General features: G+C 70.4%; 21 protein-coding genes. 1 reads left to right on the forward strand and 20 read right to left on the reverse strand.

Features of this window, described 5'->3' with window-relative positions; all coding sequences use genetic code 11:
- Nucleotides 1-110: 110 nt before the first annotated feature.
- The 18 genes from ACHFGS_RS10795 to ACHFGS_RS10880 form a co-directional block, all read right to left on the reverse strand.
- Entirely contained in the window at nt 111-638 is a 528-nt protein-coding gene (locus ACHFGS_RS10795) for a methylated-DNA--[protein]-cysteine S-methyltransferase (protein WP_394279724.1), read from the reverse strand.
- On the reverse strand, nt 635-2137 hold the full coding sequence (locus ACHFGS_RS10800) for an AlkA N-terminal domain-containing protein (RefSeq protein WP_394279723.1): 1503 nt from the start codon (nt 2135-2137) through the stop codon (nt 635-637). The genes ACHFGS_RS10795 and ACHFGS_RS10800 overlap by 4 nt, the downstream gene beginning before the upstream one ends.
- Before the next feature lie 55 nt (nt 2138-2192).
- On the reverse strand, nt 2193-3872 hold the full coding sequence (locus ACHFGS_RS10805; RefSeq protein ID WP_394279722.1) for a hypothetical protein: 1680 nt from the start codon (nt 3870-3872) through the stop codon (nt 2193-2195).
- An 8-nt stretch (nt 3873-3880) separates the two neighbouring features.
- Nucleotides 3881-4102, reverse strand: a complete 222-nt coding sequence (locus tag ACHFGS_RS10810; protein ID WP_394279721.1) for a hypothetical protein — start codon at nt 4100-4102, stop codon at nt 3881-3883.
- Between the two features lie 101 nt (nt 4103-4203).
- On the reverse strand, nt 4204-4494 hold the full coding sequence (locus ACHFGS_RS10815; protein WP_231370862.1) for a WXG100 family type VII secretion target: 291 nt from the start codon (nt 4492-4494) through the stop codon (nt 4204-4206).
- Nucleotides 4495-4651: 157 nt separating this feature from the next.
- Entirely contained in the window at nt 4652-9229 is a 4578-nt protein-coding gene (locus ACHFGS_RS10820) for an FtsK/SpoIIIE domain-containing protein (RefSeq protein ID WP_394279720.1), read from the reverse strand.
- 67 nt (nt 9230-9296) lie between these two features.
- Nucleotides 9297-10523, reverse strand: a complete 1227-nt coding sequence (locus ACHFGS_RS10825) for an RDD family protein (RefSeq protein ID WP_394279719.1) — start codon at nt 10521-10523, stop codon at nt 9297-9299.
- On the reverse strand, nt 10520-11383 hold the full coding sequence (locus tag ACHFGS_RS10830) for a hypothetical protein (RefSeq protein WP_394279718.1): 864 nt from the start codon (nt 11381-11383) through the stop codon (nt 10520-10522). Before ACHFGS_RS10830 ends, ACHFGS_RS10825 begins: the two co-directional genes overlap by 4 nt.
- 25 nt (nt 11384-11408) lie before the next feature.
- Nucleotides 11409-11960, reverse strand: coding sequence for a hypothetical protein (locus ACHFGS_RS10835; RefSeq protein WP_394279717.1), 552 nt, complete (start codon nt 11958-11960; stop codon nt 11409-11411).
- Complete coding sequence (locus ACHFGS_RS10840) at nt 11957-12562, reverse strand: hypothetical protein (protein ID WP_394289457.1); 606 nt, start codon at nt 12560-12562, stop codon at nt 11957-11959. The genes ACHFGS_RS10835 and ACHFGS_RS10840 overlap by 4 nt, the downstream gene beginning before the upstream one ends.
- Nucleotides 12559-13257 carry a hypothetical protein gene (locus tag ACHFGS_RS10845; protein WP_394279715.1) on the reverse strand — a complete coding sequence of 233 codons (699 nt, stop codon included), beginning with the start codon at nt 13255-13257 and terminating at the stop codon, nt 12559-12561. Before ACHFGS_RS10845 ends, ACHFGS_RS10840 begins: the two co-directional genes overlap by 4 nt.
- Nucleotides 13258-13314: 57 nt before the next feature.
- Entirely contained in the window at nt 13315-14430 is a 1116-nt protein-coding gene (locus ACHFGS_RS10850; RefSeq protein ID WP_394289458.1) for a hypothetical protein, read from the reverse strand.
- Nucleotides 14427-15077, reverse strand: a complete 651-nt coding sequence (locus tag ACHFGS_RS10855; protein ID WP_394279713.1) for a hypothetical protein — start codon at nt 15075-15077, stop codon at nt 14427-14429. The genes ACHFGS_RS10850 and ACHFGS_RS10855 overlap by 4 nt, the downstream gene beginning before the upstream one ends.
- A gap of 135 nt (nt 15078-15212) precedes the next feature.
- The gene (locus tag ACHFGS_RS10860; RefSeq protein ID WP_394279729.1) at nt 15213-15911 is read right to left on the reverse strand and encodes a hypothetical protein; all 699 of its coding nucleotides are present in this window, start codon (nt 15909-15911) and stop codon (nt 15213-15215) included.
- A gap of 90 nt (nt 15912-16001) precedes the next feature.
- Nucleotides 16002-17609 carry a bifunctional phosphoribosylaminoimidazolecarboxamide formyltransferase/IMP cyclohydrolase gene (purH, locus tag ACHFGS_RS10865; protein WP_394279712.1) on the reverse strand — a complete coding sequence of 536 codons (1608 nt, stop codon included), beginning with the start codon at nt 17607-17609 and terminating at the stop codon, nt 16002-16004.
- 24 nt (nt 17610-17633) lie between these two features.
- Nucleotides 17634-18221: a phosphoribosylglycinamide formyltransferase gene (purN, locus tag ACHFGS_RS10870; protein WP_394289459.1), complete on the reverse strand. Its 588-nt coding sequence runs from the start codon at nt 18219-18221 to the stop codon at nt 17634-17636.
- A gap of 9 nt (nt 18222-18230) precedes the next feature.
- Nucleotides 18231-19763: a DUF6350 family protein gene (locus tag ACHFGS_RS10875; RefSeq protein ID WP_394279730.1), complete on the reverse strand. Its 1533-nt coding sequence runs from the start codon at nt 19761-19763 to the stop codon at nt 18231-18233.
- Between the two features lie 66 nt (nt 19764-19829).
- Nucleotides 19830-20171: a DUF2200 domain-containing protein gene (locus ACHFGS_RS10880; protein WP_394279731.1), complete on the reverse strand. Its 342-nt coding sequence runs from the start codon at nt 20169-20171 to the stop codon at nt 19830-19832.
- 48 nt (nt 20172-20219) lie between these two features.
- On the opposite strand from ACHFGS_RS10880, the gene ACHFGS_RS10885 reads away from it, so the two are divergent.
- Nucleotides 20220-21638, forward strand: a complete 1419-nt coding sequence (locus tag ACHFGS_RS10885) for an NCS2 family permease (RefSeq protein WP_394279732.1) — start codon at nt 20220-20222, stop codon at nt 21636-21638.
- A gap of 329 nt (nt 21639-21967) precedes the next feature.
- Here ACHFGS_RS10885 and sucD read toward each other — a convergent pair whose 3' ends face one another.
- Both sucD and sucC read right to left on the reverse strand, forming a co-directional pair.
- Nucleotides 21968-22870, reverse strand: coding sequence for a succinate--CoA ligase subunit alpha (gene sucD, locus ACHFGS_RS10890; RefSeq protein ID WP_394289460.1), 903 nt, complete (start codon nt 22868-22870; stop codon nt 21968-21970).
- 17 nt (nt 22871-22887) lie between these two features.
- Complete coding sequence (gene sucC / locus ACHFGS_RS10895; protein ID WP_394289462.1) at nt 22888-24054, reverse strand: ADP-forming succinate--CoA ligase subunit beta; 1167 nt, start codon at nt 24052-24054, stop codon at nt 22888-22890.
- Between the last annotated feature and the right edge of the window lie 76 nt (nt 24055-24130).

Here is a 24130-nt window from a genome sequence, read left to right on the forward strand (position 1 = left end):
CCGATGGCGAGGAAGGCGACGGACTTCGTGATGACGATCTCCGGGAACATGGCTTCCTCCTCGATGGGGTCGGACGGGGGCACCCGCGTCGTGAGCGGGAGCCCTCCAGATTATCCCTGAGGATCAGCCGACTGCAAGATCGCGCTCTCGCGGGCGAGCAGCCGCTCCTTGACCTCGAGCCCCCAGGCGAATCCGCCCAGACCGCCGCCGGTGCGGATGACGCGGTGGCAGGGCACGAACAGCGCCGGGGCGTTGCGCGCGCAGATGGATGCCGCGGCCCTCACGGCACCGGGGCTCCCCGACCGCTCCGCGAACGCCGTGTAGGTGAGGACCTCTCCCGCCGGGATGCCGCGCAGCGCCGCCCAGCCGGCGAGCTGCATCGCTGTCCCCGCCTGAGACACCGGGACCGCATCGATCGCGGAGAGGTCGCCGGCGTAGTACTCGCGCACCGCTGCGGTGGCGGCGGAGCCCGACCCCGGCTCCGCGAGCGCGATCGTCGAGGGCCGGAAGGCGGGGCGGAGCCGGGCGACGATCGCGTCGGCATCCGCCGTCCAGCCCGAGGCGAGGACGGCGCCGTCTTCCTCGAGCAGGGTGAAGGGACCGTCGGGGGTGTCGATCGTCCGCAGGTGCGCGGTCATGTCGGGTCCTTCCGAGAGTGCGGGGGTAGCGCGCGCCACGATTGGGTCACGGGAGCCGCGGCCCAGAGGTGCGCCATGAGGTAGCTGCGCCAGGGAGCGACCCGGGCGCTCCAGGCGGTGAGCCCGGCGGGGTCGGCAGGCAGACCTGCGGCATCGGCACCGGCGCGGGCGGCGACATCTCCCGGGAGCGCGATGTCGGGATCTCCGAGCACCCGCATGCGCACGTAGTCGGCGGTCCACGGGCCGACGCCGGGGAGGGCGAGGAGGGCGGCGCACTGTTCGCCGGAGTCATCGCCGGGGGTCAGCACCAGCCGGCCCGTGGCGAGCGCGTCGGCGGCCGCGACGATGGCGCGGACGCGCACAGCCGGTCCGCGCAGCACCTCGGTGCCACGCTCGGCGAGCGCCCGCATGGTCGGGAACAGCCGAGCCGGGCCGCGCCCCGTCCCGACCGGCGCGCCGAGCTCGTCGACGAGGCGTCCGATCACGGTGCGAGCGGCGGCGACGCTGATCTGCTGCCCGATCATCGCGCGGATGAGCATCTCGTCGGCATCGACGGCAGCCGGCAGACGGATGCCGGGGATCCGCGCGACCAGCGGGCGGAGCTCTTCGTGTCGGGACAGCGCCTGATCGATCGCAACGGGGTCGGCATCCAGGTCGAACAGCCGCCGCACGCGCGAGATGAGGGTGGACAGGTCGCGGAGCGAGGTGACCTCGACCTCGAGCCGCACTCGCCCGGGGCCGGCGGAGCGCACCTCGAACCAGGCCGGCCCGCCGGGCAGGCGCACGACGCGCGCGAACGCGTCGAGGTCGCCCGCCTCCATGCCGGGCACCGCGTGGGCGCGCATCCATCCGAACAGCCCCACGGCGTCGAACGGCTCCCGCACGGGGAGGAGGAGGGTGATCCGACCGGGGGTGCGGTCCTGCCGTGCCCCGCGAGCGCGGAGTTCGGTGGGGGTGAGCGCGAAGACCTCCGCAATGGTCTCGTTGAACTGCCGAACGCTCGCGAATCCCGCCGCGAAGGCGACGTCGGCGACGGGCAGGTCGGTGTCGACCAGCAGCGTGCGCGCGGTGTGGGCGCGGTGCGCACGGGCGAGAGCGAGGGGCCCGGCTCCGAGCTCGGCGGTGAGGATCCGCCCGAGCTGTCTCGAGGAGTATCCGAGGGATGCCGCGAGCGCCGACACCCCGTCGCGGTCGACGACACCGTCGGCGATGAGCCGCATCGCGCGACCTGCCAGGTCGCCGCGCAGGTTCCAGTCGGGCGACCCCGGCGTCGCTTCGGGCAGGCACCTCTTGCAGGCACGGAACCCCGCCTCGTGCGCGGCCGCGCTGGTCGGGTAGAACGTGACATTGCTCGGCTTCGGTGTCCGGGCCGGACAGCTCGGGCGGCAGTAGATGCCGGTCGAGTGGACCGCCGTGACGAAATGGCCGTCGAACCGGGCGTCACGAGCGTCGATCGCGCGGTAGCGCTCGTCGAAGCTCATCGCCGGGATCGTCGTCATCACCCCAGCCTGACACGCCCCGAAGCATCCGGCTCGCGGAAATCGGACACGACGGTCAGGGCGCGGCGACCCACTGCGAAATGCCGGAGAGGATCGGCGCCACCGCACCGTCGCGGGGGGTGACACCCGTCACCCCCGGCGCGACGATCGTCACCCGAGGAGCCATCGCGAGCGGACGGGCCACGGCGGCGCGCACGATCGACGCCTCGATCTCGGCGCGGATCTCGCGGGCCGCGTACACATCCACCGTCTGTGCGAGGGTCGCGATCAGCTCATCTCGCGCGGCGTCCGCATTGCCGATGACGGATGCCGACCCGTCCGTCCCCCACTGCGCCGCGATCTCCGCCGGCGTCGAGGGCACCGAGACCCGCTGGATCACGGCATCCCACCGCCCCGCGTCTCGCGCTGCACCGAAGTCGTCCGCACCACAATCGGCGACCGACCAGCCACCCTCCTTCACGGGTTCGCGGAGCGCCGCGAAGGCGCCCTTCGCGAACGCGCTGCGCTCGTCGTAGAGGACGCACACCCGGGCACCCGAGCGCACCCCGGCCTTCGCCCGGTCCTGCGCCGGCTCGTCGGCGGGCGTGCCGAGCGCGGCGGCGAAGCCGGAGTCCGCGGTCACGACGTCGAAGGCGCGGGAGCCGGGAGCCGCGAGCATCGAGGTCGTCTTCGTGTAGGCGGACTCCCACTCCCCTGCCCCGGCCGTGACCATCTCGCCTGCGGGAACGGCACGGAGGAAGGCGGCGCGCGCCGCCGCCGAGGAGAACACGCCGGCGGGGCGGAGCAGCAGCGCCCAGACTGTGCCGTCGTGCGTGGCCTGCACGGCGAAGTCCCGCCGCTCGCGCTCCGTGATGGGCGCGCGGTTCGCTTCCGTCGGCGCGACGGTCGCGACGTCGAGCGACTCGCCGACCGCGGCGACCGGGTCCTCCCCGGGCGCAGTCAACGTGATGCGCTCGACCTGCGGCATCGCCGTGCCGGCGAACTCGGGGTTCGGCGCCAGCGTGATGCGCTGTCCCTGCTCTTCCGCGGCGACCTCCGTGATGAGGTACGGCCCGCTGGAGAGCAGCAGCTCGGCCGGGACGTCACTGCCCTCGGCCAGGTCGAATCCGTCACGCCACACCGTGCCGACCTCGGTGAGCGCGGCGGCATCCATGCCCCGGATCGCGGTGATGACGGCCTGCTTCGCCTCCATGGGGTCGTCGAGGCCGAACGCGCGCTTCCCGACGATATGCGCCGGGACGGGCACCGTGACGAACGACTGCCAGTCGCTCCTCGGCCCGGCGAAGCGCACATCGATCGACCGGGCGAACTCGTCGATCTTCGGCGGTGTGAGCCCGTCGAGCGCGGCGTCTTCGGCGAGACCGCCGACCGCGGCGATCCAGCCGAGCACCAGGTCCGCGGCATCCAGGGGGATCCCGTCCGACCAGGCCGGTTCGGCGAGGTCGTAGCGGACGGTGAACGGGTCTTCCGACACGATCGTGACCGTGCCGAAACTCTCGTCCGGGGTGAACTCGCCGTCAGCGGTGCTTCCGAATCCGGCTCGCGTCGCCGCCGCGATTTCGGCATTGGCGCCGGTGCGATCGGACACCGCGTTGAGCGAGGTCAACCCGCCCGTCCACCCGACGGTCACTTCGCTTCCTTCCACGACGGTGGGCGGAAGAGCGGGTGCGCAGGCGGAGAGGACCAGAGCGGATGCCAGAACCGCGGCCGCCGCGCCGCGGCGGAGTGCGCGCATCGCGGCGATCAGGGGAGGTCGACGCCGTCGTCGGCCTCGGCGGCCATCTGACGGAACGGCTCGCTCTCGTCGCTCTCGAGCCAGCTGCGGGCGTACTCGATGAGGATGGCGGGGGAATCCTCCGCCTCCGCGGCGCTTCCGAAGGGGCCCAGGCAGTCTTCGGAGGGACGCTCGTCATCCTGGATGACGGACTGCGTAGAAAGGTTGTACCAGTAGGTCTGCGACACCATCGGTGAAGGCTCCGTTCGTTTCCCTGATCCTCATCAGCCGGTCACGCGGACGAGCCGTGGTGCGAAGGTATCGCACCACGGCCCGTATCAGCGTCGTCGGATCAACCGCCGGCCAACTCCGCATCCGTGTCGCGGATGCGGTCGGCCATGCGGTCGAGCGCCTGCGCCATGTCGTTGACGGCCTCTGCGGCGTCGTCGAGCGACGTGGTGAGCTCGGAGTAGGCCGTCGAGTACGCCTCCGAGGCGTTCTCGGTCTTGAAGCCGTCCTGCACGAGGTCGTCGATGATGCCCTGCAGTTCCTTCAGCGTGTCGGTGACGGTCTGGCGGCCGTCGCGGAGGCGCTGAGCCGCGCTCTCCATCTCGCTGTACGTTGCACCGAAATCGTGTGCCATGAACCCGCCTCCCAGCGTGTCGTCGTTGTGCGGATGTCCGGTTCGGCCCCCGCCTGAACGATGCTAATCACCTCATCTTCCAACGCCTATGGGGAGAACTACCCACTTGTCACCGGCTAAGGTTCTTCCTGCGCGCGAGAAGACCGGTCGGCGGGCACTATCCCCCGATCCGTCCGGCAGGCGTCTCCACGGAAGGGGTCGCCCGCGCCGCCGCACGCGTCATCGGCGCCTGCGCGGCACCGGCAGGCTGCGGAGCGTCCGCGACGAGCGGCATCTGCACGGTGACGGCCCGGCCCGCCTGCACGAAGATGCCGCGACCGACGGGGAAGTCCGACCGCTTGACGCGTCCGAACGGCGTCTTGAAGATCGCTTCGCCGTCGTAGGTGTCGGGCTTGAGGACGATGCCCTGCCGGCCGGTCTTCCACTCCCCCAGCACGCCGATGCTCCCGGTGGCGCGCGAGATCTCGGCGTCACCGATGAGCAGGTGCTCGCTGTCGTTCATCGCCTGCAGGAGCGCACGCATGGGGCGATCGGCCGGACCGTCGGCGAGGTGCGGCATGTCCTCGACCACGATCATGATGCGCCCCTCGCCCTCCGTGACGACCAGCTCGGCGAGCTCGGCGGCCAGGTCGCGCTCGTCCTCGGGCTTCGTCGCGCTCTTCACCCACGGACGGAAGTCCTTGAGCTCCGCACGTCGACTGCCGAAGTGGTACAGCCGCACCGTCGGATCGAAGCGCTCGACGGCGACGATGAGCGCCTTGAGCGCGTTCGTGCGGCCGGACGCCGGCGGACCGGACACCACGAACGAGCCGATGGGCTCGAACCCGCGCGGCGCCAGGGTGTCGTCGGCGACGCCGAACACCGGCATCCCGTCGACCTGCGCCGGCATGTCGGAGGCGGGGACCGCCGTGGGGAGCGCACCGATCTCGGGGAGGTCTCGCACGCCCGCGGCGCGCAGCTTCTCACCGAGCTCGCCGAGGGCCTTGGTCTGCTCGACCGCGTTCGAGGTGCCGCCGAGCACGGCGATCTGCGCCTCGTGACCGTCGATGACCGCGCGCCCCGGCACAGACTGCTCGTCGAGCACGTCGCGCGGCGCTCCGAGCAGCATGTACTGCGACGGGTCACCCATCCGCAGGATGACGCGGCGGGAGATGTTGGATGCCACGGCGCTGGGCACCGCGTTGCCGCGGTCGGCGGTGATGACGGTGTGGATGCCGAGGGTGCGACCCTCGCCGAGGATCCGCATGAAGGTCCGGTAGAACGGTCCGCGCCCGGGGGCGACCTCCCAGTCCTTCTTGAACTCGGGGTAGTTGTCGATCAGCAGGATGATCCGCGGCATCGACGGATCCTTGATGTCGCGGTACTCCTGCAAGGTCGCTGCGCTGGCGGCCGAGAACGCGACCGAACGTCGGTCCATCTCGCCGTCGAGGGTGCGGAGCAGGCGCTGGATACGTTCGACGTCGCCGCCGTCGACGACGGAGCCGACGTGCGGCAGCGCGGTGAGCGCGCTGAGCGCGCCGGTCGCGAAGTCGAGGCAGTAGACGTTCACGCGACCGAGGTCCGGCCGCATGCCGGCCGCCGTGGCGATGGTGCGCAGGACCGTCGACTTGCCCGAGCCGGACGTGCCGTAGACGACCATCGATCCGTCTCGGTCGGGGACGAATGCGGCTGGCTCCTGACGCTGCTTCTCGGGCACGTCCATGAGCGCGATCGGGATGCGGGTGTCGCCCTCGTTGCCGAGGTCGGCGAGGTCGATGAGAGCCGACAGGTCGTCGAGCCACGGGCGACGCGGCCGCGGCAGCTGGGCCACTTCGCTGGCCTTCACCAGGGTGGAGACGATGCGCTTCTGGTCGTTGGGGCCGAGATCCTCGTCGTGCGAGTCGGACTCGGCGGGCCGGTCGGGCTCCCACTCGGCGGTCGCGCCGAAGCGCAGCTCGGCGACGCGTACCTCGACGGCGGCGCCTTCCTCATCGTCGGTCCAGGCGCCGGTGTAGGCGGATTGGAACGGGACGAGGCGGCCGGGTCCGGTTTTCGCGATCGCACGCCCGGGCACGGTCGCGGGAAAGCTCGCGGCGACCTCGTCGTCGACGACGTCGCGCGAGTCCGACTCGTCGGCCATGCGGAGGGCGATGCGGAGGTTCGTGTTGGCGCGCAGGTTGTCCTTGATGACGCCGGCGGGCCGCTGCGTGGCCATGATCAGGTGGATGCCGAGGGAGCGGCCGCGCTGGGCGATGTCGACGACCCCGTCGACGAACTCCGGCATCTCGGAGGCGAGGGCCGCGAACTCGTCGATGACGAGCACGAGCGACGGCGGGCACTCCGGATCCTGCCGTTTCTCGAGTTCGAGGAGATCCTTCGCCTTCTTGCGGTTGAGCAGGTGCTCGCGGTGCTGCAGCTCGGCGCGGAGGCTCGTGAGGGCTCGGCGCACGAGGTGGGGGTTCAGGTCGGTGACCAAGCCCACGCAGTGCGGCAGTTCAACACAGTCGGCAAAGGCGGATCCGCCCTTGTAATCGACGAAGAGGAAGGTGACGCGGTCGGGGCTGTGCGCCGCGGCCATGCCGAGCACCCACGCCTGCAGGAACTCCGACTTGCCGGCACCGGTGGTGCCGCCGACGAGCGCGTGCGGGCCGTGGGTGCGGAGGTCGAGGACCATCGCCTCGCTGGCGCCCTGCCCGATGATGGCGCGGAGGGTGCCCGCCTTCTTCAGACGCGGCCGGGGCGTCGGCGAGCGGTCGACGATCGTGTTGTTCTGCCGCCACCGTTCGATCACGACGTTCGGGTTCTCCGCGATCGCCGGGTCCACGAGTTGGAGGAACATCACCGAGGTCGGGATGTCGGAGGCGTCGTGGACGACCGTGCTGGCGTCGACGACGGGAGCGAGCCGGCGGGCGAACATGTCCATGTAGGCGTTCGAGACCCCCTCCACGGCGACGTGCTCGAACTGCTCGCCGCTGCGCACCAGTCCGACGCGCGCGTCGGTGAGCGACTCCGTCAGCTCGATGTAGCTGCGGCAGACGGCCGGGAGCGACTCGACCGTCGACGACACGAAGACGGCGTGCACGCCGTGGTCGGCGCCCCGCTCGAGCACGTCGGTGAGGCGACCCCGGTCGACCGGGGCGTCACCGGTGACGAAGACGATGACCGACACCGGAGGTGTGCGGGGACGGTCTTCCGCGGCGCGGGCGACGTCGGTGCCGTAGACGAGCGGCTTCCAGTCCTCCTTGAACGGGCCGCGCGGTTCCGGCGAGCGGCCGCTGGACGCGCGGCGGACGTACTCTTCGAGCGCGTTCAGGAGCGCGGCGCCCGTGGGGGCGGAGTCCGCGAGCGCGTGGGTGCGGAACGGGCTGCGCTCCGACGAGGTGTGCGGCATCCACTTCAGCCACTCCAGCTCGGGCGTCCAGGCGGAGTCGGCGAACGCGACGGCGACCACATCGTTCGGCGCGTGCAGCCCGAACAGCTGCACCGCGACGCCGCGCATCGCGTCGGCGACGAGGGCGCGGGGGCCGGCGATGCCGATCGATCCCGCGGCGGGGAGCGTGTCGAAGACCGGCACGTCGTCGACGGTCGCGTACCGCTCGCGAAGGCGGTCGACGCGGTCGACGAACTCGGGCAGGCCGTCGGGGGCGTCGGCGTCGTCGATCATGTTGCGGGCGGGCAGTTCGCAGGCGCCCAGGCGCAGACCGAGGAAGTTCCAGTGCTCGGGCCGGCGCGTCCACAGCATCGGGCCGAGCCGCATCGCCTCGTCGAAGACGGCGGCGACCGGAGGCGCCTCGGCGTTCCGGGCGCGCTCCTCCTCGGGCTTGCCGCGGAAGAAGTCCTCTTCGAGTTGCTCGAACTGTCGCTCGAACAGCATGTACTCGTGGTTCTCGGTCTTCTTGCTCTGCACCGACTGGTTGATCAGGTTGCCGAGCGCCATGAGCGGCGTCATCACGATGAGCAGCAGCGAGCGCGGGTTGCCGTTGAGCGCGAACAGGGCCGCGCCCATGAGGATGGGGGCGACCATGATCGCCCAGGGGAAGATCTTGCCGATCTTCTCGGTCGGCAGCCGCGGCGGCTTGAACTTTGTGCCGGGGTAGCGCACCTCCACACGAGGGCTGCGGTTGAACAACAGGCCGCCGCCGCGCTCGATGACGGGCTCCTCCCCCGCCGCCCCGTCCCACGAGCGGGTGAGGTAGACGACGAGCGTGGTGCCGCCGATGACGAACGGCTTGCCGTCCTCCACGCGTACGCGCTGCATCTCGACGCCGTCCACCACGACGCCGTTGGCGGAGTTGAGGTCGACGACCTCGGCGTGGGTGCCGACCTCGATCCGCGCATGACGCTTGGAGACCATCGGGTCGGCCAGCACGATGTCGTTGCCGGGGTCGCGGCCGATGGAGACATGCCCCATCGACAGCGCGAATTCCTGCCCGGCGAGCGGGCCGGCGGTCGCGCGGAGCACGCCCGCCACTTCGCGCGGGTCGGTGGAGACGTAGCCGGCACCGTAATTGAGGACGGATGCCGCGAATCCCGACCCGATGGGAGCCTCACCGATCGGCAGGCTGGGCTGCAGGGGCACCATCCGCGTCCCCGTGGGCGGCGCCACGGCGAGGGTGAGCACGTCGCCCTCGGTGAACGGCACCGACCGCGCGGGGTCGGATTCGGCGATGTAGCGTGCCACGTCGCCGGCAGTGGCGGTGGAGTCGGCGGTGATGACGATGTCGACAGGATCGTTCTCGTGTCGGTGCAGGGTCAATTTGAGCCGCAATGCTCACCTCCGGAAGGAGCTGATGGGATGGGCGGTATGGGGCGGGCACAGCGGATCACGAGCGGATCACCTCGGCGTGGCGGTCTCCGAGTCGGACGCCGTCGCCCTCGACCACGAGAGCCGGGATGCCGGGTTCGAGCTCACGCTCCACGCCGCCGCGGATGACGGCGCACCCGTTCGTGGAGTGCCAGTCGACGATCTCCATTCCCCCGTCGACGACACGCACGAGCGCGTGCGTCTTGGAGAGCGAACGGCTCTCATCGGCGACGCTCGCCAGAGCGGCGCCGGGCTGGGCTCCGGCATCCGGATCCCGACCGAGGAGGGTCGGACCGGCGATCTCCACGCGCTGTCCGGTGTCGAAGCGCAGCGCGTAGCCGGCGACGGGCTCAGCCACGACGGCACGCTTCGCTGTCGGCACGGGCGCCGGCGTCACGGCCGGGGTGGGCACGGGTGCGGCGGGTGCCGCCGCCGGTGCAGCAGGTGAGGGCGCGAGGGGCACGGGTCGCTCGGGGATGCTGCCACCGGAGGTGGACAGGTCGGCGGGACGACCGACCCCGAGGACGCCGGCGCTGATCCGGGAGCCGGGCCGGTACCCGGGCTCGCCGGGGCTCATGGCGGTCGCCAGCGACGGCAGCTTCTCCCGCTCGGGCACGGGCTCGGCGGTCACCGACTTCCGGGCGATGCGCATGCGCTTCTCGTCGTACGGGTTCAACCCGCGGCGGATGTCGACGAGCCACATGCGCGTCGCGCGGTCGTGCAGCGCGCGGCCCCGCTGCTGGGGGTCGAACGTCGGCGAGGCGAGCATGATGACCGTTCCCACCACCGGAACGACTCCGGCGACCGAGACGAGCAGGAGCCGGAGCAGCACGACCCAGGCGCCGGGCCGCTCCAGAGACCGGACGTTCACGCTGCGGATGCCGACGATGGCTTTGCCGATCGTCAGTCCGCGCCGCCCGTGCAGGACCCATTGGACGATGCTGAAAGCGAGCAGCAGCGCGGTCGAGATGCTCGCCATGACGACCGCGAGGACGAAATCCGGGTGGTTGACCAGGCCGTACGGAGAGATCGCCCCGCTGATCATCTTGAACACCAAGGGCATCGCGCCGAGCCACAGGGGCAGCTGCAGCAGCCCGAAGGCGGCCAGGTCGATCACGTAGGCGAGAGCGCGCCGTCCGTACGGCGCGGGGACGAGCCCCAGCGCGGCGGCGTAGGCCGGGTCAGGACGCCCATCGGCATCCAACCCGTCCACGGAGCGCTCCGGCTGATCGACCTCCCAGATCATGCCGTGGACGCCCGGGGCTGTTCACCGGGAACGAAGTAGCGCGCCGGCGACAGCCCTGTGCGCACGACCGCATCGCCCGCCGCGTCGAGGAACTGGTTCATCGTCGCCACGCTGAGAGTGCCCGACGGGTCGGCGATGATGACGTTGTCGACCACCGGCAGAAGCGTCGCGGTGCCCTGCGGCCACGTCGCGAACGTCGTCGTCACCCCAGACTCCAGCACCCGGATCTTCGCCGGCGCGATGTGCACGTCGGGGCGCTGGAGGGCGACGGTCTGCACGTCGTACGCGCGCACCGAGAACAACCGCAGCACGCGCTCGAACCGCATCGCCAGCTCCGGCACTCGCTCCCGCCGCGGGAACGGCGCCCACCCCTCGTCGGTCCGCACCATCGGGTGCGCGCTCACCAGGGGCCGGTCCGCGTCGAACAGCTCCTCCGCGACGTCCAGCGTCCGCGCGATGGCGGCCTGATCCTCCGCACCCACGATGACCACTCGATCACGGGCGTACGGGAACACCACCGGGTCGCCGGAGAGCTCGAGCCCCGCCACCCGCGACGGGTCGAGCAGCACGGCAGCGGCGAGCGCCTCGTCCTCGATGACCACCGTCCCCTCCACCGCGGAGGGGAGCTCACCGACGAGCGAGACCGCAGCGCGCAGGGCGTCCCGGAACCCGGCATCCGCCCCCTCCGTCTCCCCCTGAGTGACGGCAGAGCCCCGATCACGGTGATCGAGCCCGACGAAGACCTCACCGCCGACGTACTCGACCCGCGGGTGCGCGGGTCCCGGAGCCGTCTGCGCGAGCACTCCCAGCTCGCTCGCACCATAGATACGCAAGGTCACATCCGTCGCGATCGCACTCATCGGTTCAGCCCTCTCATCAGCGTTCTCACAGACTAAGTCCTCGGTCATCGGCGCTGAGCGCGTCGACGTCTCCCCACGACCACCGAAGGTCGGGGACGTCCTGGCTCGGGCCGGGCGACCGGTGGAACACCCACCCGTCGGGAACGAGGTGCAGGGCGAGGGATAGCGTCGCCTCCGGGGACCCGTCCCCGGCTCGCACGAGCGCCACGCCGACCCCGTCCGGATAGATCCAATACCGGACCCGAGTGGCACCGACAGCGCGCAGCGCCGCCGTGTAATCGCCGATCGCGTCGTCGCGCTCGGCGTCGAGGCCCAGCAGCGACCAGTTGCCCGCGCGATACAGGCACGCTGCGCTCAACGAATGCCAGAGTTCCTCGGCGTCCGCAGGTGTTCCCGCGGAATGCCACTCCGCCAGCGGCACGATCCGCGCGTCCCCACGGACCAACACGGGCACAGCCCCCTCGATCAGACCGTCATCCGTCGCCTCGACCGCTGCTGCCGGCGCTGCGTACGCGCTCACCAGCGCGCGCCTCGCCTCCTCGGGGAGGATCGTCGATTGCCGGGTCGCGGCTGTCATCGGTCGCCCCCACGACCGTCCGTCGCCGGCGACCACGTCAGGTCCACGGGCGGGATCCTGCGCGTCGGCCGGGTCGTCGACAGCCATCCGAGAGGAACGATGTGGACGGCACTGGCCGACGCGGGCGCCGGGAGCGGTTCGCCGTGCACGACGAGGACGATCGCCCGGTCGTCGGAGCCCCACCAGTCGGCGCGGCGGACCCCGTGTCGCTGCAACGCCCGCACATAGGCGTTGGGTGGCGCACCGTCGCCCGGCTCCACGGCCAGGGCGACGCCGTGACGGTACTCGCAGGCGCTGCGGATGCCCCGCCACAGTTCGCTGGCGCGCTCGCGCACGGCCGCGCGAATCTCGTCGCTCGTCGCGGGCTCCCACGAGAGGGGCACGATTGACACGTCGCCGCGGCGGAGGAGCGGCGTCCCCGGGATCAGCTCGCCGTCAGGCTCGTCGCCGCTGGCATCGACGAGCCGCGCTTCGATCTCGTCCACGATGCGGCCGGCTCTGACGAGGGCGCCCTCGCCGTCCTCCGAGCGGACGTCGGCCGCGTCGATCACATGGCCCGTGAGCCAGGGCTCTCCCGAGACGGTGACGTCGGGCTGCGTCATGAGTTCAGGTCCAACCTCTGCGCCCTGCCCGGCCACAAGCCCGGGTTGTAGTCGCCGTCGAGGTTGCGCCCCACGCCCGTCGCCGAGGAGGGGATGTCGATGACCGCTTCAGGGATGCCGGTGGGCAGATACCCGCCGGGGATCCAGTGCTCGTTCGCGCCCGCCTCGTTGCCGGACGGCATCCGGAGGTTCGTCAATTCAGAGGGGTCGAAATGGCGGACTTCGAGGGGCAGCGGATCGCCGTTGTCGTCGAAGAACCAGCTACGCTCCATGCCGAGCTGATCGGCGATGATGTTCACGTCGCCGTCGGCGTTGCGGATGATCTCGTCGAGCTCGGACGTCGGGAAGACGAAGGTCGAGCCGTCCCATTGCCCGGGGCCGTACGTGTGCAGCGTGTCGGAGAAGTAGATCCTGCTGGCGCCGTCGTCGAAACGCGCCAGGTGCTGGGAGATGTAGTCGGCGTCGAGGTAGTCGCCGGGGTCGGGCGCGTCGCCCTTCCAGCTCACGACGGCGTCCGGCGTCCAGTGCGTGTCGGTGCGCCACGCACCGCTCACGTTGTCGAGCGCAGTGACCTGCGAGCGGTTCAGGTCCTGACGCTGACTGTGCTTACGGAACATGTCCGCGAGTTGACGCACGTGGACGGGAACGCCGTCCAGCGAGTTCTTCAACGGTCTGATGACCTCACCGATGCCCATGATGCCCCTCCCCGGTCAGGGTAGCCACGACGATCGCTGGCCACCCAGGTCTTGCTTTCACGCCGTCCATGGCTCAATGTCCGCCCTCGACCACTGCAGGTCGGCGGGCGCACGTCCGGACGTCGTCGCACTGCGCCCCGACACCCAGTGCGCCGGCACGAGGTGCACCGCGAGCGCCAGATCGCCCGCCTCCGCATCTCCGGAGCGAACGAGGACGACGCCGGTCTCGTTCAGGACCCACCATCGCGCGTCCCGAACGCCGACTGCACGCAGCGCCGCCGCGTAGGCGGCCACCGGTCCGTCGCCGCGTCCGTCGAGCGGCAGATCGATCGGTCGCCCGGCGGCGTACTCGAAGGCGCCGGCGAGCCCCGCTTCACGATCGTCGACGCGTCGACGCTCCTCCGCGGCATCCCGCCCGGACGCGCGCGGCGCGGTGCCCTGCAGCATCACCGGCACGATCCTCGCCGCGTCCCGCTCGATCACCGGCACCGCCGAGGGCACCGGCTCGAAGCGGGTGAGCGCTGTGACCGCGTCGAGGACGGTGGTATCGGATGCCGGCAGGATCCAGCCGTCCTGCTCGGAGGCAGGATCACCGGTGGCGATCTCCGCACGCGCGTACGCCTCGGCCGCGTCGATCGCATCCAGGTCGAACCGGGCGAACTCGGGCGGAGCGGATGCCGCGATGACCGGCCCCCAGTCGCCGAAGGCCGGGACGTCGAGCCACCGCAGTTCCTGCGGCGCGCTGATTTGGGTGACGAGGTCCTCATCGATCGGAGAGGAGCGCTCGATGTGGACGACGCCGTCCGCGTACCAGCGGTGCTCGACTCGCAGCAGCTGGGAGTACGGTACGCGCCGCCCCGGATCGCCCTCGGGATAGAACAGATCGACCGCACTCCGACGCAGCAGGCGCCCGTCGGTCTCCTCCCACCCGACCCGGCGGATCGGCGTCTTCGTCGGTGCGTAGAACGTGACCGAGAACCGGTGGCGGCGTACCGACACATCGAGGAACCACGTCGGCGGGGTCGACGCCGCGACCACGCTCAGTCCCTTGCCGTCGTCGTACCGGCGGCGGGCATCGTCGTCGGTCAGATACGGGTTCTCGCCGAGGGCCTCGAGCCGGTGGATCTCGAACCGCTCCGGGTATCGGACCGCGCCCGCGTCGCCGAGGGTCACAGTCGGAAGGGCGTGTACGAGCCCCACGTCCCGCCTGCCGACGGGTCACCGCGACCGGCATCGGGATGCGTGTTCAGCACGGCCTCGGGGATCCCTTCGGGCAGATAGCCGCCGGGGATCCACGCCTCGTTCGCGCCGGCTTCGTTGCCCCTCGGCATCCGGAGGTTCCCGTTGACGATCTCCTCGTAGGTGAAGTCGGCCCGCGTGATGTCGACGGCGTTGCCGTTGGCATCGACGAAGAAGTTCTCCCCCAAGCCGAGCATGACGCCGAGCTTCTTCGGGTCACCGTCGGCCTGCTGGATGATGTTGTCGATCTCGGAGGTCGGGAACACGAACGTCGTGCCCTGATTGCCGGGCCCGTAACGGTCCAGGCTCTCGCTGCGGTAGAACCGAGTCGCGCCGCCTTCGAACCGCTGCAGGTGCTGCTGGATGTAGTCGGCGTCGAGGTATTCCGCCGGGTAGGGCCGATTCGGCTTCCCCGATCCGACGACGCGGTCCGGGGTGTGCCAGGAGTCCTTCTTCCAGCCGTCGCGGAGGGGCTGGGGCACGTCTGTCGCGTCGAGGTCCGTCACCCGGTTCGTGCTCTGATTCTGCTTCTGCCCGTGCTTGCGGAACATCTGCGCGAGCTGACGGACGTGGACAGGCATCCCCTCGAGCGAATTCATCATGGGTCGAACGACCTCGCTACCGATCCTCATGACTCACCTCACTCCCTTTCATCGCCAGTTGAGCGATGATGGCGGCGCTCAGGTCGTCGTCGGCGACCACGGCGTCCCGCACGGTCAGTCGCCCCCGATGTTCAGGCCGGCGAGGTCGGACATGAGGCGCTCCGTGAGCGTTTCGACGTCGGCGGCGTGCTGTTCCATCTCGCCCTGAGCCTGTTCGAGCGCCTGCAGATCCGCGTAGAACTCGTCGGGGTCGCCCGCGACGGTCTCGACGATGGGCGAGTCGAGGGCGGCCATGATGACACCGGGCAGCTCGTTCGCGAGCGGTTCGATGACCATGGGCAGGACCTGATTGAGGACCTGCTCGACGGCGATGTCGACGGCGGCGTTCAGCAGCTTCTTCTTGATGATGAGCATCGGGCCGGCCCCGGCGGCGGTGATCGGGTTCGTCAGCATCGCGACGAGCGTGATCATCGTCGTCGTCACGTCCGCGATGACCTTGATCTTCAGCGCGGTGACGGCACCGGCGGCGATGTCCACCCCGGTCGGCACGGGCCCGAGGATGTCGAGCAGCTTCTGCAGGTTCTGCGAGCGGTTCGCGTTCCAGGCACCGACGTACGCCGGGCCCGCCTGGCCGCGCAGCGCCACGGCGAGCTCGGTGTTGACCTTGCGGTCCATCGCCTGCAGCTTGCCCTCGAGCTCCGTGCGGAACACCTCGATGATGTGGCCGCCGCGGCGGAGTTCGTCTTCATCGATATCGGGCCACTCGAAACCGAGCTTCTCCATCACCCAGATGAGCTCATTCGGCAGCATCATTCCCACGGTGCACCTCCTGCCGTAGACCCTATGCGAAGCGCCCGCCTCCGACGATGGGGAGAACTCCCCCTCCCGCGGTCCGCCGCAGAATCAGTGGAAGAAGTGACGCTCGCCGGTGAAGTACATCGTGACTCCGGCCGCCTGGGCGGCGTCGATGACTTCCTGATCGCGGACCGACCCGCCGGGCTGGATGATCGTCGTGATGCCGGCATCGATGAGCACCTGCGGACCGTCCGCGAAGGGGAAGAACGCGTCGGATGCCGCGACGGTCCCCGCGGCACGGTCGCCGGCACGCTCCACGGCGAGGCGGCACGAGTCCACGCGGTTGACCTGCCCCATGCCGATGCCGACCGTGGCGGAGTTCTTCGCCAGCACGATCGCGTTCGACTTCACCGCGCGGCAACTCTTCCACGCGAACGAGAGGTTCTCGAGCTCCTCGTCTGCGGGCCGCTCGCCCGAGACGAGCTGCCAGCTGTCGACGAGCGATTCGATCTCGTCGGGGAACCGGTCGGCATCCTGCAGCAGCAGACCGCCCGACACGAGGCGGACGTCCATCGGCTCCTGCCGCCAGTCGTCGGGCAGACGGAGCACGCGCAGGTTCTTCTTCAGCTTGAAGACCTCGAGGGCCTCCGGCTCGAAGTCGGGAGCGACGATCACCTCGGTGAAGATGTCGCGCAGGTTCTCCGCCATCTTGAGTGTCACCGTGCGGTTCGCCGCGATGACGCCACCGAATGCCGACACCGGGTCGCACTCGTGCGCACGCAGGTGCGCCGACGCGATGGGGTCGAGAGCCTGCGGAGCACCGATCGCGATGCCGCAGGGGTTCGCGTGCTTGATGATGGCGACGGCCGGCTTGACGAGGTCGAAGGCGGCTCGCAGCGCGGCATCCGCGTCGACGTAGTTGTTGTAGGACATCTCCTTGCCCTGGAGCTGGGTCGCCTGGGCGATGCCGTGACCGCCGATGCGGCTGTAGATCGCGGCGCGCTGGTGCGAGTTCTCGCCGTAGCGGAGGGTGGCCAGGCGCTCGGCCTTGATCGTCAGGTGCTGCGGCAGATCGCCCTCATCGCCGAGGGTCTCCTCCGCGAACCAGGTCGCGACGGCACGGTCGTAGGCCGCCGTGTGCGCGAAGGCACGGGCGGCGAGCTCACGGCGCTGCGTGAGCGTGGTGCCGCCCTGCGCGAGCGACTCGACGATCGCGGGGTAGGACTCGGGCGAGACGACGATGGCGACGTTCGCGAAGTTCTTCGCCGACGCGCGCACCATCGCAGGACCGCCGATGTCGATCTGCTCGACGACGGCGTCACCCTGGGCCCCGGATGCCACGGTCTGCACGAACGGGTACAGGTTCACCACGACGAGCTCGAACGGCAGGATGCCGAGCTCACTCAGCTGCGCCTCGTGGTCCTCGAGGCGGAGGTCGGCGAGCAGGCCCGCGTGCACGCTCGGGTGGAGGGTCTTCACGCGACCGCCGAGCGACTCGGGGAAGCCGGTGATCTCGGCGACATCCTTGACCTCGATACCGGCGTCGCGCAGGAGCGCCGCGGATCCGCCGGTGGAGACGATCTCCACGCCCGCCGCGGCGAGCGCCTGGCCGAGCTCGAGCAGGCCGGTCTTGTCGCTCACCGACACGAGGGCGCGCCGCACCGGCACGGTGTCGCGGGGACGGTAGAGGTCGGGGTCGATCTGCGGTCCGGCCATGAGGGGCTCCTCCGGGTCAGGCGGTCAGGCGGTGGCGGTGAGGTCGAGGTCGCCCGTCGCGATGCGACGCACCACGTCGATCAGCAGACGGCGCTCGACGGGCTTGATGCGGTCGTGCAGGGTGTGCTCGGTGTCGCCGGGGAGCACGGGCACGCGCTCCTGGGCGAGGATCGGACCGGTGTCGACGCCGCTGTCGACGACGATCACGCTCGCGCCGGTCTCGGTGACGCCGGCGGCGAGCGCGTCGCGCACGCCGTGTGCTCCGGGGAACTCCGGCAGGAAGGCGGGGTGGGTGTTGATCAGCTTCGGCGCCCAGGCGTCGACGACGGCGGAGGGCAGCAGCCGCATGAGGCCGCTGAGGACGACCAGGTCGGGCTCCCACACGTCGAGGTGGGCGAGCAGCTCCTCACCCCATGCCTCGCGCGAGTCGAACTCCTGGAACGGGACCATGAAGGTCGGGATGCCGTAGTGCTCGGCGTGCGCGAATCCGTCGGCCTGCCGATCGGCGCCCACCACGATGATGCGCGCGGGGAAATCGGGCTCGCTCGCGGCGTCGAGAAGGGCGCGAAGATTGGATCCCGTGCCCGAGATGAGAACGGCGACCGTGAGCACCCGATCAGTCTAGCGGTGCGGGCCGTCCGGCCCATCGGCGGTGGGACCCTCGCGGAGGTCGCCCAGGACGTCGGTCGCCTGCTCGTCGGCGGTGGAATCGCGGCGGTCCTCTGCACCGGCATCCGCGGTCTCGGTGCGCGGCTGCGCGGCGGCGGACACGTCCGAGGTGCGCGAGAGCGCGGCGGTGTCACGGAAGGCGAACCAGTGCCCAACGGATGCGAGCCTGCTGCGCTTCGCCCGCTCGCCGGCGCGCAGTTCCGGATGCGGGGATCGCGCGGCATCCGCGAAGGAGGGATCCCCCTCGTCCGCGGACGACCCCTCGGCGCGCGTCGAGGTGGGCCTCGGCGAGTCGGAGCGCGGGGAGAACATCATGACGGCTGCGCCGATGGCGATTTCGACGCCGACAGCCGCCGCGAATGCGCCGGGGGCCGTGCCCATCTCGCCGAGCCGGCCCGGGCCGAGCGCGCCCTGCGCCGCCCATGCCAGTGCCGCCGCGCCTGCCGCGGAGCCGAGCACCATCGTGACGAGCGCGACCAGGCGGGGCCGGAGCGGCTCGTCTGCGGGGTCACCGGCGTGGAGCATCCCTCGGACCATCCAGCCGGCGAACGCGCCGGCGCCGACGACCAGCAGGGCGAGCAGCAGAAGCGCCGATGACGTCGACTCGGGGACCACGCCCAGGACGGGGATGCCGGGGAGGACACCGACGCTCGTGCCGGCAGGTGAGACGGCCGTGCCGGCTCCGACGGCGAAGCCGGGGCCGGCCACGAACGCCGCGAACCACACGATCAGCGTCGGCACGTAGAGGAGCGCACCGAGGGACAGCACCACCACACCGATCAGGTCGGCGTGGGACGACTGCGTCAGCGCCACGATTTCGCCGCCGCGGGCGAAGAAGAGGATGCCGAGGAGGAGGGCGCCGAGCCCGATCACGCCCGACAGGCTCACCGCGAGACCGCGCGCACCGGCATCCACCCCGTCTTGGATGTCGTCGGGGATGCGCTCGGAAAGGGTGTCGAGGAGTCCGCCGTCACCCTGACTCCATCCGCGCACGAGCGCGCCGAGGAGGGCGGGGACTCCGAAGACGAGCGTCGGGCCGAGGATCGCTGCGGCGAGGTCGACCGCGGCGACGGGAGTCGCGGATGTCACCGCGACGAGGGCCGACAGGGCCGCGACGGTGGCCGTTCCCGACAGCACGCCGGTCGGCCAGGCACCGGCTCCGGCCGCGCGCGCACCCGAACGCGCCGCGAAGACCGCGGTGAACAGGGCGAGTGCGAGGGGGGCGAGCGAGAAGGTGAACTGCCCCGCCTCCTCCGGCAGGCCCGTCGCAACGAGGAACTCGGCGGGGAAGCTGAGGGTCACCGGCACGAAATGGCCGACCTGCCAGATGGTCGCCCCGGCGGGCCAGAGCGCAACCCAGTCGGCTTCGCCGCCGAGGGCGAAGATCCACAGCAGGGTCACCGGCGCGAGCACGACGGCGAGGCCGACGGCGACGACGAGGGCGGCGTCGAAGGCGGCGAGGAGGAGGACGAGCAGGCGATTCATGCCGAACCGACCCTACCCGCGCGAAAGCCTCCGCCCCGGTGGGCGCTCCGGCGCCGCGCCGGGCGGTTAGGTGCGGAGCACCTTCTCGAGGGCCTTCCCTCGGGCGAGCTCGTCCACGAGCTTGTCGAGGTAGCGGATCTTCTGCATCAGCGGGTCTTCGATCTCCTCGACGCGGATGCCGCAGATCACCCCCGTGATCTTCGTCACCTCGGCCGGAAGATGCGCGGCGGCGAAGAACTCCTCGATGGTGGCGCCGCTGTCGATCTGGTGCGCGAGCGCCTCGTCGTCGAACCCCGTCAACCAGCGGATCGTCTCATCGAGTTCGGCCTTCGTGCGCCCTTTGCGCTCCACCTTCGTCACATAGAGCGGGTACACCGATGCGAAGCTCGTCCGGAAGATGCGGTGCATGGCGGAAGCGTATCTCGACCACCTCCGCCACGCCGCTAATCTCGGAAGGTGACCCGCCCTAGCCGCTCCCCCCGCACGGCTGCCGACAGCTCGGCATCCGTCTCCGCCCTCGACCGCTTCTTCGAGATCACCCGCCGCGGCTCCACCATCGGCGCCGAAGTCCGAGGCGGCGTCGTCACCTTCGTGACGATGGCCTACATCGTGATCCTGAACCCGATCATCCTGTCGACCGCCGACGTCGAGGGGACGGTCCTCCCGCCCGAGGCCGTCGCGGCCAGCACGGCGCTTACCGCCGGATTCATGACGATCCTGTTCGGCATCATCACTCGCCTCCCGTTCGCGTTCGCCGCCGGTCTCGGCATCAACGCGTTCCTCGCGTTCTCCGTCGTCGGTCAGGTGACGTGGGGCGAGGCGATGGCCCTCACGATCATCAACGGACTCATCATCGTGCTGCTCGCTGCGACGGGCCTGCGGAAGATGATCTTCGACGCCGTCCCGGTGCAGCTGAAGCTCGCGATCACCGTCGGCATCGGCCTGTTCATCGCCTTCATCGGCTTCGTCAACGCCGGCTTCGTCCGAACCGGCGGCGGCACGCCCCTCGAACTCGGCACCGCGGGCTCGATCGCGACCGTCGACACGCTCCTGTTCGTCGTCACGCTGCTGCTCGGCGGCATCCTCATCTCGCTGCGCGTGAAGGGCGCGATCCTCATCGCGCTCGTGACCGGCACCGTGCTCGCCGCCATCGTCAACATCTTCACGCCGGTCGCGGACTTCGGCCTCGCTGGCGGCACGATCTTCTCCGCACCGAACCTGAGCCTCGTCGGCGCCGTCGACTTCGGCTTCGATCTCGGCAAGGTCGGCTTCGTCGCCCTGCTGATGTTCGTGTTCACGCTCGTGTTCACCAACTTCTTCGACGCCATGGGCACCATGACCGGTCTCGCCAAGGAGTCGGGCCTCGCCGATGAGAAGGGCGACTTCCCGCGCATCAAGTCGGCACTGGTCGTCGAGGGCGTCGGCGCCGTCGTCGGTGGTGCGACCTCGTCGTCGTCGGCCACTGTCTTCGTCGAGTCGGGCTCCGGCATCGGCGAGGGCGCCCGCACGGGCCTCGCGAACGTCGTCACCGGTGTGCTGTTCCTGCTCGCCATGTTCGTGACGCCCGTCACCGGGCTCGTTCCCGGCTTCATCGCCGCGGCCGCCCTGGTGCTCGTCGGCGCGATGATGCTGGCGCAGATCAAGAACATCGACTTCACCGACTTCAACGTCCTGCTGCCGGTGTTCCTGACCGCGACGGTCATGCCGCTGACCTACTCCATCGCCAACGGCATCGGCGCGGGCTTCGTCAGCTGGGTCGTCATCAACGTCCTGTCGGGCAAGGGCCGCACGGTGCACTGGCTGCTCTGGGTCGTGGCTTTCGGCTTCGTGCTGTACTTCGCGCGCGGACCCATCGAGGCGCTGCTCGGCGCCTGACCGGCACGCATCCACCGAAGGCCGCGCTCCTCTCCGGGGCGCGGCCTTCGCCGTCGCGCGTCGGGTCGCGCAGCCGCCGTCGCGCCTCGGGGGCGCACCGCGCGCCTCGTTCGAGTGGCAGCTCGAGCCGCCTGCCCGCCGCGGGGACGCACCGCGCGCCTCATTCGAGTGGCAGCTCGAGCCGCCTGCCCGCCGCGGGAGCGCCCCCAGCTGCCACCTCGAACGCCGAGCGCCACCCGCCCCCGCCTTCGCGTGGCAGTTCCGGCTGCGGAGGGCGGAAACGACGAAGGGCCGGATGCCACGGCATCCGGCCCTTCGAGCGTGAGACGTCAGAGCGTCTCGATGATCTCCCGCATGAGCGCAGCGGTCTCGGACGGGGTCTTCCCGACCTTGACGCCGGCGGCCTCGAGGGCCTCCTTCTTCGCCTGCGCGGTGCCCGCCGAGCCGGAGACGATGGCGCCGGCGTGGCCCATCGTCTTGCCCTCGGGGGCAGTGAAGCCAGCGACGTAGCCCACAACGGGCTTGGTCACGTTGGCCTTGATGAAGTCCGCGGCGCGCTCTTCGGCGTCGCCACCGATCTCACCGATCATGACGATGGCCTTGGTCTCGGGGTCCGCCTCGAACGCCGCGAGGGCGTCGATGTGGGTGGTGCCGATGACCGGGTCGCCGCCGATGCCGATGGCGGTCGAGAAGCCCAGGTCGCGCAGCTCGAACATCATCTGGTAAGTCAGGGTGCCCGACTTCGAGACGAGACCGATCGGGCCCTTGCCGGTGATATTGGCCGGTGTGATGCCAACGAGCGCCTCACCGGGGGTGATGATGCCGGGGCAGTTCGGGCCGATGATGCGGGTCTTGTTGCCCTTGCTCTTCGCGTAGGCCCACGCCTCGGCGGTGTCACCGACGGGCACGCCCTCGGTGATCACGACGAGCAGCGGGATCTCGGCGTCGATGGCCTCGATCATCGCGTCCTTCGTGAACGCCGGCGGGACGAAGGCGATCGACACGTCAGCGCCGGTCTTCTCCATGGCCTCGGAGACGGATCCGAAGACGGGGAGTTCGACCTCGCCCTCGTGCGGCTTCTCGTGTGTGACGGTCGTGCCGGCCTTGCGTGCGTTGACGCCGCCGACCACGTTGGTGCCCGCCTTCAGCATGAGCGCGGTGTGCTTGGTGCCCTCGCCGCCGGTGATGCCCTGGACGATGACCTTGGAGTCCTTGTTGAGATAGATCGACATTCTCGGTTCCTTCTGTCTCAGGCGTTCGCCAGCTCGGCGGCCTTGTCGGCGCCCTCGTCCATGCCGGCGGCCAGGGTGACGAGCGGGTGGTTCGCCTCCGCGAGGATCGCGCGACCCTCCTCGACCTGGTTGCCGTCCAGGCGGACGACGAGGGGCTTGGTGGCGGTGTCGCCGAGGATCTCGAGGGCCTTCACAATGCCCTCCGCGACGGCGACGCAGCTCGTGATGCCGCCGAAGACGTTGACGAACACGCTCTTGACCTGCTCGTCGCCGAGGATGACGTCGAGACCTGCGGCCATGACCTGCGCGTTCGCGCCGCCGCCGATGTCGAGGAAGTTGGCGGGCTTCACGCCACCGTGGTTCTCACCGGCGTACGCGACGACGTCGAGGGTCGACATGACCAGACCCGCGCCGTTGCCGATGATGCCGACCTGACCGTCGAGCTTGACGTAGTTCAAGCCCGACTCCTTGGCCTTGGCCTCGAGCGGGTCAGCGGCGCCCTTGTCCTCGAGCTCTTCGTGCTCGGGGTGGCGGACCTCGCTGGCGTTGTCGTCGAGCGACACCTTGCCGTCGAGGGCGACGATGTCACCGGCGCCGGTGCGGACCAGCGGGTTCACCTCGACGAGGGTCGCGCCCTCGCCCTTGTAGACGTCGTAGAGCTTGACGAAGACGTCGGAGACCTTCTCGATGAGCTCGGCCGGGAACTTCGCGGCGGTAGCGATCTCGACGGCCTTGGCCTTGTCGATGCCCTGCAGCGGGTCGACTTCGATGCGCGCGAGCGCCTCGGGACGCTCGACGGCGAGCTCCTCGATCTCCATGCCGCCCTCGACCGAGCACAGGCTCAGGTAGGAGCGGTTCGAGCGGTCGAGCAGCACGGAGAAGTAGAACTCCTCAGCGATGTCGGCGCCCTGGGCGACCATGACGCGCTGGACGACGTGGCCCTTGATGTCGAGGCCGAGGATGGCCTTGGCTGCCTCGAACGCCTCGTCCGGGGTCTTGGCGACCTTGACGCCGCCGGCCTTGCCGCGACCTCCGGTCTTGACCTGAGCCTTGACGACGACGACACCGCCGATCTTCTCCGCGGCCGCTTTCGCCTCCTCAGGGGTGTCGGCGATGATGCCGGCGAGCACCGGCACCTCGTACTTCTCGAACAGGTCTCGTGCCTGGTACTCGTAAAGATCCACTGCAATCCTTCGCTGGGCGACGGCGGGGGTGACGGGCATCAAGAAATCTCTCGATATCGAGAGATCGCCCAGTCCG

It is taken from the genome of Microbacterium sp. (assembly GCF_043427715.1).
GTDB lineage: Bacteria > Actinomycetota > Actinomycetes > Actinomycetales > Microbacteriaceae > Microbacterium.